The following is a 1,503-nucleotide window of genomic DNA, read 5'->3' as shown; positions in this document are numbered from 1 at the left end:
TAAACAATCAAACACATCATATACAATCTGTGTCCTGATCAATTTCCATCTTTTAGACACTGATTTTTAGGATTTTTAATGATTAAATATGATTTCTACGTTGTCATTCGAATGACCTCTCTTAGAAATCTCCTAAAATACAATCATCGTAATAAACCTATATATATTAAATTAAGTAAGCTTTGGTTAATCAATAAGTAAGCTCCCAATGTTTATAATTATACCTAATACCTCTACTTCAAAATCATAAACAATCAAACACATCATATACAATCTGCGTCCTGATTAATTTAATTTTTTTAGACGCTGGTTTTTAATGACAAATTATGATTTCTTTCTTGTGTTGCTAAAAACTTTTCGTTTAAACTGAGGTTTAGCACCAAAGTTTAATAACAAGCCAACTTCAATATTGGTGGCACGTAAATAATTTACCAATTGAACCTCGTGCTCTAACCTAATACTTTCCACAGCCTTTAATTCAATTATAACACTATCATTAACAATGATGTCCGCATAGAAGTCGCCCACTACTTGATTATCGTAAAAAACCTTTATATTCTTCTGTTTCGTAAAATTTAAAAACCTTTTATCTAACTCTATAAGAAGAGCATTTTCATACACCTTCTCTTGAAATCCAACTCCGAGTTTGTTATATACAGCATAAAAAGCTTCAATTATCTTCTCAGTAAGCTCAGAATGTTTATAATTATCCCTCATACCTCTTCCTCCAAATCATAAATAATCATACACATCATATACAATCCGCGTCCTGATTAATTTCCATCTTTTTAGACGCAGATTTTTAGGATCTTTAATGATAAATTATGATTTCGTACCTGTCATTCGAAAAACCTTTTTAGAAATCATTTTCATTACATTCATCCTTATTAACCTTAATATTCTTGTTTCTTAAATTTCAAATATATAACCAATATTTCCACCTCAAAATCATAAATAATCATACTCATCATATACAATCTGCGTCTCGATTAATTTCTTTTTTAGACGCAGATTTTTAGGATTTTTAATGATTAAATATGCTTTCTACGTTGTCATTCGAAAAACCTTTTTTAGAAATCATTCTCATTACATTCATCGTAATTAAACTTGATATTCTTTTTGCATAAAAACAAAACTTCATTTAATTTCAGTAAGCTTTGATTTCATAATTATCGTTCTCATCTCTACCTCAAAATCATAAATAATCATACTCATCATATACAATCCGCGTCTCGATTAATTTCTTTTTTTAGACGCTGATTTTTAGGATTTTTAATGATTAAATATGATTTTGTCCTTGTCTTTCGAATAACCTTTCTTAGAAATCTCCTACAATACAATCATCGTAATAAACCTATATATTTTAAATTAAGAAAGCTTCGGTTAATCAATAAGTAAGCTCCCAATGTTTATCAATTATCCCTCATACCTCTTCCTCAAAATCATAAACAATCAAACACATCATATACAATCTGTGTCCTGATCAATTTCCATCTTTTAGAC

1 protein-coding gene is annotated in these 1,503 nt (G+C 28.5%); it reads right to left on the bottom strand.

All coding sequences use genetic code 11. The features are described 5' to 3' along the window. Positions 1-324: 324 nt before the first annotated feature. Positions 325-717, bottom strand: a complete 393-nt coding sequence (locus ELS83_RS21600) for a GxxExxY protein (RefSeq protein WP_171597616.1) — start codon at positions 715-717, stop codon at positions 325-327. Positions 718-1,503: the final 786 nt, after the last annotated feature.

Source organism: Marinifilum caeruleilacunae (genome assembly GCF_013141825.1).
In the GTDB taxonomy this organism is placed as follows: domain Bacteria; phylum Bacteroidota; class Bacteroidia; order Bacteroidales; family Marinifilaceae; genus Marinifilum; species Marinifilum caeruleilacunae.
The sequence above is the reverse complement of the archived record's forward strand: the minus strand, read 5'-3'. Positions and strand labels throughout refer to the sequence as shown.

Coding starts and splice junctions, on each gene's coding strand:
- ELS83_RS21600 (WP_171597616.1), bottom strand. CDS start 717: ATGAGGGATAATTATAAACATTCTGAGCTTACTGAGAAGATAATTGAA.